This is a genomic window from Xanthomonas sp. SHU 308, assembly GCF_000364645.1.
Classification (GTDB): Bacteria; Pseudomonadota; Gammaproteobacteria; order Xanthomonadales; family Xanthomonadaceae; genus Xanthomonas_A; species Xanthomonas_A sontii.
Genome location: NZ_AQOK01000495.1, coordinates 1 through 8,576 on the forward strand (window position 1 = coordinate 1; position 8,576 = coordinate 8,576).

The 8,576-nt window shown below is 66.7% G+C and carries 5 protein-coding genes and 1 pseudogene; 5 read left to right on the plus strand and 1 reads right to left on the minus strand.

Annotated features, from left to right (window positions below):
• Nucleotides 1–534: pseudogene (locus tag D588_RS0114935) on the plus strand (hypothetical protein); the annotation flags it as partial.
• Between the two features lie 220 nt (nt 535–754).
• Nucleotides 755–3,634, plus strand: a complete 2,880-nt coding sequence (locus D588_RS0114940; RefSeq protein ID WP_017916559.1) for a TonB-dependent receptor — start codon at nt 755–757, stop codon at nt 3,632–3,634.
• Nucleotides 3,635–3,757: 123 nt separating this feature from the next.
• Here D588_RS0114940 and D588_RS0114945 read toward each other — a convergent pair whose 3' ends face one another.
• Nucleotides 3,758–4,369: a TetR/AcrR family transcriptional regulator gene (locus tag D588_RS0114945; protein ID WP_017910473.1), complete on the minus strand. Its 612-nt coding sequence runs from the start codon at nt 4,367–4,369 to the stop codon at nt 3,758–3,760.
• A 139-nt stretch (nt 4,370–4,508) separates the two neighbouring features.
• On the opposite strand from D588_RS0114945, the gene D588_RS0114950 reads away from it, so the two are divergent.
• The 3 genes from D588_RS0114950 (at nt 4,509) to D588_RS0114960 (ending at nt 8,463) form a co-directional block, all read left to right on the plus strand.
• Nucleotides 4,509–5,429, plus strand: coding sequence for an alpha/beta hydrolase (locus tag D588_RS0114950; protein ID WP_017916560.1), 921 nt, complete (start codon nt 4,509–4,511; stop codon nt 5,427–5,429).
• The gene (locus D588_RS0114955) at nt 5,426–7,912 is read left to right on the plus strand and encodes an acyl-CoA dehydrogenase (RefSeq protein WP_017916561.1); all 2,487 of its coding nucleotides are present in this window, start codon (nt 5,426–5,428) and stop codon (nt 7,910–7,912) included. The genes D588_RS0114950 and D588_RS0114955 overlap by 4 nt, the downstream gene beginning before the upstream one ends.
• Nucleotides 7,913–7,980: 68 nt before the next feature.
• The gene (locus D588_RS0114960) at nt 7,981–8,463 is read left to right on the plus strand and encodes a hotdog fold domain-containing protein (RefSeq protein WP_017916562.1); all 483 of its coding nucleotides are present in this window, start codon (nt 7,981–7,983) and stop codon (nt 8,461–8,463) included.
• Nucleotides 8,464–8,576 lie beyond the last annotated feature (113 nt).

Genomic DNA, 8,576 nt, shown 5'->3' on the forward strand with positions numbered 1-8,576 from the left:
GACGACGGCACCACCGGCCACCATGTCGCCGCCACAACCACCTTCAACCGCCCCGGCGGGCGCCTGTCGCTGTCGGCGGGCACCGGCCGCGAGAACCTCCCCGCCTGGCTGGCCGGCGCCAACAAGACGCCGTCGATGCGGATGGAGCAGAACGACCTGACCGTCTTCGCGCAGCAGAACATCGGCCGCGAGGGCTTTGTCTCGATCGGCGGCACTTACGCCAAGGCGCGCCTGGTGCCGATCGCCGACGCCACCCCGGCCATGCTCGACCGCTGGGACAGCAAGAGCCTGAGCATCGGCGGCGGCTACGGCTCGTTCAGCGCCAACGTGATCGGCCGTGTCGTCGACGCCCCCGGCCAACCCGGCAAGTGGACCGGCCTGGGCGTAGGCCTGACCTGGCGCACCCCGTGGAGCGGCCAGCTGACCGTAGGCGCCGAGAACGTCATCACCCGCGGCAAGAACCCGTTCTCGCCGAACAACATCAGCACCGAAGAGGGGACCATCCCCTACGTGCGCTACGAGCAGGATCTGTAGCGAGCACTTGCGGCAAGCGCCGCCTCATCACACCGCACTTTGTGATGGATACGTGATTTTTACTCCAATTCACGTCGAAACACCGCTTTGTTAACGGGACTTTAATTCTTCCTCCGACCGGGATACCATCCAGGCACCCTGAAGGGATTTGGAATCGCATTTTCGATTCCGCCCACAGGCAACCATGGGCTTTACCCAATCTCATTCGGAGAGATAACTAATGAATTGCAAGACCAACAAACTGCGCGATGCAGTGGTGCTCGCGCTGGTCGTGGGCGCTGGCGGCAGCACTGGCGCAGCCTTCGCTCAGGATGCGAGCACCAGCGGCGCCACCAACCTGGATCGCATCGAAGTCACCGGTTCGCGCATCCGTTCGGTGGACGTCGAGACCGCCCAGCCGGTCTTCACCGTATCCTCTGAGGAGATCAAGAAGTCCGGCCTGGTGAGCGTCGGCGACATCCTGCAGAACCTCACCGTCTCCGGCACCCAGACGTTCAGCAAGGCAGCGGTGCTGACCTCGAACGCGGAACAGGGCGGCCAGTACGTCAACCTGTACAACCTGGGCGAGCAGCGCACCCTGGTGCTGGTGAACGGCAAGCGTTGGACCTCCAGCCTGGCCGGCTACACCGACCTGTCGACCATCCCCAGCGCCCTGATCGATCGCATCGAAGTGCTGAAGGACGGCGCCTCGGCGATCTACGGCTCCGACGCCGTTGCCGGCGTGGTCAACATCATCCTGCGCAAGAATTTCGAAGGTGCCGAAGCCTCGGCGCTGTTCGGCCAGAACGGCCGCGGCGACGGCCAGAAGCAGTCGTACTCGATCACCCTGGGCGCCAGCGGCGACCACTCCTCGCTCGTGTTCGGCGCCAGCTACACCAAGGAAGATCCGGTGTTCGCGAAGGACCGCGAGTTGACCCGCACCACCTTTGGGCCGAACCACCCGCTGGACGGCTTGAGCGCCACCGGCCCGTGGGGCCGCTTCAACTACAACGGCAGCACCTACGTCCTCAACCACACCGGTTCGTGGGACGGCAACGGCGTCGGCGCCGATTCGCGCAACCTCGCCAACTACCACAACGGCCTGACCACCGACGATCGCTTCAACGTCACCCAGCAGATGATGCTGGCGCAGGGCAATGAGACCAAGTCGGTCTTCACCTCCGGCAGCTTCGATCTCAACGAGAACATCACCTTCAAGTCGACGGCGATGTACTCCGAGCGTGACTCCACGCGCCAGGTCGGCGGTTATCCGCTGAGCGCGACCTCGCAGCGCACCTTCCCGGTCTCCATCAGCGGCCAGAGCTACTACAACCCGGTCGGCCAGGACATCACCTCGTGGTTCCGTCGCATCACGGAAATCCCGCGCGTCTCTGAAAACAACGTCAAGAGCTTCCACTTCGACGCCGCCCTGGAAGGCGCGTTCAATGTCGGCACCCATGGCTGGAACTGGGACGTCGGCATGAACTACAACAAGTACGACGTCACCCAGGTCGGCACCGGCAACATCAACCTGCTGGCGCTGCAGAAGGCCCTGGGACCGTCGTTCCTGAACGCCCAGGGCGTCGTCCAGTGCGGTACCGCGGCCAACCCGATCGCGCTGGGCACCAGCCTGGCAGCCGGGCAGTGCACGCCATTCAACATCCTCGGCGGCCCGTCCGCGTCCACCGCCGACGCGCTGAAGTACATCAGCACCCTCGGCCAGGCCACCCAGCAGAGCGTGAGCAAGCAGTACTTCGCCAACATTACCGGCGGCCTGTTCGACATGCCGGGTTCGGCAGGCGAATTCGCGTTCGCGGCAGGCGTCGAGCACCGCGAAGTCAGCGGCTACGATTACCCGGACCAGCTCTCCAGCGCGGGTTACACCACCGACCTGGCCGCCGCGCCGACCACGGGCAAGTACAAGACCAACGAAGCCTACCTGGAATTGATGATTCCGGTCCTGAAGGACGTTCCGTTCGCCAAGGAACTCTCGTTCGACGTGGCGAGCCGTTATTCGGACTACGACCGGTTCGGCAACACCACCAACAGCAAGTTCAGCCTGACCTGGAAGCCGGTCGAGGATCTGCTGGTGCGTGGCACGTACGGCAAGGGTTTCCGCGCCCCGACCCTGGACGACACCTTCGGCGGCGGCTCGCAGTCCTTCGATCCGTTCACCGACCCGTGCGATGCGCGCTTCGGCCAGCTGTCCACGCCCGCCGTGGCAGCGCGCTGCGCCTCGGAAGGCCTCTCGACGAACTTCCGCCAGACCGACAACGCCGGTAGGCCGGTCAGCGCCCGCGAAACGCAGAGCAACTCCGCGTTCCAGGCCGGGGTGGGCAACGCAACGCTGCAGCCGGAATACAGCAAGACCCGCACGGTCGGCCTGGTCTTCAGCCCGCACTGGGTGCAGGGCCTGGACTTCTCGCTCGACTGGTACAAGATCAGCATCTCCAACGTGATCACCGCGGTCAGCGCAACCTATGTGCTGAACCAGTGCTACAACGGCGTCACCTCGTTCTGTAACTACACCCGCGATGCTGCCACCGGCCAGGTGGTCAGCCTGAGCCGCGGCAACACCAACCTGGGCGCGCTGGAAACCGAAGGCTACAACTTCGTCGCGAACTATCGCCTGCCGGAATTCGCGGTCGGCCAGTTCTCGCTGCGACTGGACAGCAACTACCTGGTTGCGTTCCGGCAGCAGAGCGACAAGGGCAGCCCCTGGAACGACTACGCGGGCTACTGGAACTACCCGCGCGTTCGGGCCACGCTCGGCGTGAACTGGGTCAAGGGCGACCTGTCGGCCAGCTGGAACCTGCGCTACTACGGCGGCTACCGCGACTACTGCCAGTACGCCGAAGAGTGCAACGAGCCCGACTACCAGACCCCCAACGCCGGCTGGGGCGGTGGCGTGGGTGCCAACAAGAAGGGCGCCATCACCTATCAGGACGTCTCGATGACCTGGTCGGCCCCCTGGAACGGCGCGGTCACCGTGGGTGCTCGCAACGTGTGGAACAAGCAGCCGCCGATCACCTACTCGCTGACCAACAACAGCTCCTCGTCCATCGATCCGATGCTGGACTACGACCGTTACCTGTTCATGCAATACACCCAGCGGTTCTGATGCCGACGGATGTTCCGGTAACAAGAACGGCCCCGAAAGGGGCCGTTTTTTATGCGCCAGTTTTTTTATGCGATCACCAGGTATGCGTCAGCATTCACTGCCGACGGCGCCACTGCACAGGGATCAGCCGGGAATCAAGGTCACGATGACGTGTTCGACGTAGGCTTCGAAGTCCTCGCGCGCCTGCTTGGGCTGGTGCAATTGCAGCGAAAGCTGCAGGAAGCCGACGTAGGCGGCATAGGCCAGGCGTGCGCGATGTTGCGCATCGGTCCGGCTGAGCCCGGCCTGGCGGAACGAGGCGATCAGATACTCCATGCGCCGCTGCGAGACCCGGTCGATCACCGGCCGCACCGCGGGATGATCGAGCGCCTTCAGCAACTCGCTGTAGATGATGTGCGGCTTGACCTCGTGCGCGACCAGTTGGAACAGCGCGCGCAGCCGCGTGCGCGGATCCGGCACCTCTTCCAGGCTGCCGAACACCTGCTGCTGCTCGACCAGTTCCCAGCGCTCCAGCGCGGCCTGCAGCAGCGCATCGCGCGAGGGGAAGTGCCAGTAGAAGCTGCCCTTGGTGACGCCCAGGCGCCGCGCCAGCGGCTCCACCGCCACCGCGCTGACGCCCTGTTCGGCGATCAGGTCCAGGGCGGCCTGCGCCCAGTCTTCGGCACTGAGCCGGTTGTTGCGGCCACCGCCGGAAGCGGCGCCGTCGTCGGAGGAAGGAGCGGGCGCGGTATTCATCCGTGGATTTAACCATACGGGGACGTCGGTTGCAGTATGTGGCCTTCACGAGGGCGGCGCAAATGCCCGGCAGCATTGGCTTTTCGCACCCATACTGCATCGTATTGACATGCCGCGCAGAGCAACCATACTATCTCGTATGGTTTCCGCCTCCGCCACCGTCCCGCATGCCGCCTCGGCTACCCTCTCGGGTGCCGGCGAGCTGGCGCTGGCCGCGACCGTCACCGGTCCCGGCGAAGGGGGATCGGTGCTGTTCGCGCATGGCTTCGGCCAGACCCGGCATGCCTGGTCGGCGACCGCCACGGCGCTGCAGGCGCATGGGTACCGTAGCGTCGCCTACGACGCGCGCGGCCATGGCGACTCCGCACGCAACCCGGCGGACCTGCCCTATCGCGGCGAGCAGTTCACCGACGACCTGATCGTGATCGCCGGCGAGATGTCGCCGCCACCGGTGCTGGTCGCCGCCTCGATGGGCGGGCTGTTCGGGCTGATCGCCGAATCGCGCTGGCCGGGCCTGTTCCGCGCGATGGTGCTGGTGGACATCACCCCGCGCTGGCAGCCGGCCGGGGTCGAACGCATCCTCGCCTTCATGACCGCGCATCCGCAGGGCTTCGCCAGCCTGGACGAGGCCGGCGACGCGATCGCCGCCTACCTGCCACAGCGTGCGCGCAAGTCGCCGGAGGCGCTGCGCAGCATCCTGCGCCAGCACGCCGACGGCCGCTGGTACTGGCACTGGGATCCGCGCCTGGTCGAAGAGCTGGCGCGCGACAGCGACCAGCACCAGGGCGCTATCGCGCAGGCCGCCGCACACGTGCAGTGCCCGCTGCTGCTGATCAGCGGCGGCCGCAGCGACCTGGTCACGCCGCAGACCATCGAAGAGTTCCTGTCGCTGGTGCCGCATGCGCAGCATGCGCATCTGCCCGAAGCCACGCATATGCTGGCCGGCGACGACAACGCCGCATTTACCGCCACTGTGTTGCACTACCTGGACGCCCTGCCACCGGCCTGCGCCGGCGCATCGTCCGCCGTCACCGAGTACCTCCCCGGAGCACGCCCATGAGCATCATTGCCCCCTTCCTCGTGTTGTTGCTGGCCGGCGCGTTCGCCGCCTATCACCGCATGCGGCTCGCCGTCTGGGCCGCGTTGAGCGCCACGCTGCTGGTCGCGTGCTGGCTGCTCGGCGCCAACCACGTCGCCACCATCGTCGCGGCCGTCCTGCTGGCGGTGGTCGCGATGCCGCTGCTGTTGCCGTTCGTGCGCAAGCCGCTGCTCACCGCGCCGATGCTGAAGGTGTTCCGCAAGGTGCTGCCGCCGCTGTCGCAGACCGAGCGCATCGCCCTGGAAACCGGCTCGGTCGGCTTCGAAGGCGAGCTGTTCACCGGCGACCCGGACTGGCAGAAGCTGCTGAACTATCCCAAGCCGCAGCTGACCGCCGAAGAGCAGGCCTTCCTCGATGGCCCGGTGGAAGAGCTGTGCCGGATGACCAACGACTGGGAAATCACCCACGTCCACGCCGACCTGCCGCCGGAGATCTGGAGCTTCATCAAGAAGAACAAGTTCTTCGGCATGATCATTCCGAAGGAATACGGCGGTTTGGGCTTCTCCGCGCTGGCCCACCACAAGGTGATCCAGAAGATCGCCTCGGTCTCCAGCGTGGTCAGTTCCACCGTCGGCGTGCCCAACTCGCTGGGCCCGGGCGAACTGCTGCTGCATTACGGCTCCAAGGAGCAGAAGGACTACTATCTGCCGCGTCTGGCGGTGGGCCAGGAAGTACCCTGCTTCGGCCTGACCGGTCCGTTCGCCGGCTCCGATGCCACCTCGATCCCCGACTACGGCATCGTCTGCAAGGGCGAGTGGAACGGCGCCAACGTGCTCGGCGTCAAGCTGACCTTCGACAAGCGCTACATCACCCTGGCCCCGGTGGCGACCCTGGTCGGCCTGGCGTTCCGCATGTACGACCCGGAAGGCCTGATCGGCGACACCAAGGACATCGGCATCACCCTGGCGCTGCTGCCGCGCGAGACCCCGGGGGTCGAGATCGGCCGCCGCCACTTCCCGCTGAACTCGCCGTTCCAGAACGGCCCGATCCATGGCCGCGAAGTGTTCATCCCGCTGAGCCAGTTGATCGGTGGCGTGGAAATGGTCGGCAAGGGTTGGAACATGCTCAACGAGTGCCTGGCCGTCGGCCGCTCGATCACCCTGCCCTCCACCGCCAGCGGCGGCGCCAAGTTCGGCGCGGTCGTCACCGGCGCGTATGCGCGCATCCGCAAGCAGTTCGGCCTGTCGGTCGGCCGCTTCGAAGGCGTGGAAGAGGCGCTGGCGCGGATCGGCGGCAAGGCCTATGCGATCAGCGCGCTGTCGCAGGCCACCGCCGCGGCGGTGGACCGCGGCGACGTGCCGTCGGTGCCGTCGGCGATCGCCAAGTACCACTGCACCACGATGAGCCGCGAGGTCATCAGCGACGTGATGGACGTGGTCGGCGGCAAGGGCATCATCCTCGGCCCGCGCAACTTCGCCGGCCGCAGCTGGCAGGCCGCGCCGATCGCGATCACCGTGGAAGGCGCCAACATCATGACCCGCAGCCTGCTGATCTTCGGCCAGGGCGCGATCCTGTGCCATCCGTGGGTGATGAAGGAGATGAAGGCCGCCGGCAATCCGGATCACAAGGCCGGCGTCGACGAGTTCGACCGCAACCTGTTCGGCCACATCGGCTTCGCCATCTCCAACGCGGTGCGTTCGCTGTGGTTCGGCCTGACCGCCGCACGCATCGGCGCCGCGCCGGGCGATGCCTACACCCGCCGCTACTTCCGCAAGCTGGACCGCTACTCGGCGAACCTGGCGCTGATGGCCGACGTGTCGATGCTGATGCTCGGCGGCAAGCTGAAGTTCAAGGAGTCGCTGTCCGGGCGCCTGGGCGATGTGCTGAGCCACATCTACATGACCAGCGCCATGCTCAAGCGCTACCACGACGACGGCGCGCCGGCCACCGACCAGCCGCTGCTGGCCTGGGCCTTCCACGACAGCGTGCACAAGATCGAGCTGGCGCTGTCGGCGGCGCTGCGCAACTTCCCGATCCGTCCGGTCGGTTGGCTGATGTGGGCGCTGATCTTCCCGTGGGGCCGCCGCGCCGAAGCGCCGGGCGACCGCCTGGGCCACCGCGTCGCCGCGCTGCTGATGACGCCGAACGAAGCCCGCGATCGCCTGGGCCAGGGCGTGTTCCTGACCCCATGCGAGAACAACCCCGGCGGCCGCATCGCCAGCTACCTGACCAAGGCGGTGCTGGCCGAGCCGGTGGAGCGCAAGTTCCTGAAGGCGCTCAAGAGCAAGGGCATCGAATCGCTGGACTTCGCCTCGCAGTTGGATGAGGCGGTGCGCCAAGGCGTGCTGTCGGCCGACGAGCGCCGTCAGCTGGAGGAGCTGCGCGAGATCACCATGGACACGATCAGCGTCGACGACTTCGACACCGACGAACTGCGCTCGGCGAGCTACTACCAGCGTGCCGCGGCGGCGGCCGACGACGGGCATTCGCGCGAAGCGGCCTGATCGTCCTGGCCATGCGACACCCACGACGGCGGACTTCGGTCCGCCGTCGTGGGTTTGAGGAGACAGCCATGAGCCACCTGCTTTCGCTCTATCGCCGCATGCAACGCTGGCCGGCCGGCTCCTGGCTGTTCGCGCGCGCGGTGTGTTTCAAGGCGCCCTACTTCGCGAGCATCGCGCCGCGCATCACCGTCCTGCAGCCGGGCCGCTGCGAGGCCCGCATCGCACACCGGCGGCGCGTCAGCAACCACATCGGCACGGTGCACGCCATCGCCCTGTGCAACCTGGCGGAGCTGGCCGGTGGAGTGATGGTCGACGCCAGCCTGCCGCCGTCGATGCGCTGGATCCCCAAGGGCATGCAGGTGGAATACCGCAGCAAGGCGCTCGGCCCGATGCATGCGGTGGCCACGCCGGACGTGGCGATCGTCGCCGCCGAGCGTGGTTACGACCTGCCGGTCAGCGTGGAGATCCGCGATACGCACGAGCACGTGGTGTGCTTCGCGCGCATCGCCATGTGGGTGTCGCCACGCGCGCCGGCCACGGCCTCGCCCTGATCGCAGCGTCGCGTGTGCGGTGTGCGGTGTGCGGTGTGCGGCTCAGTACGCCAGCAGCACGGCCACGATCGCCAGCGCCGCCGGCAGCGCCTGCACGAACACGATGCGGCGGG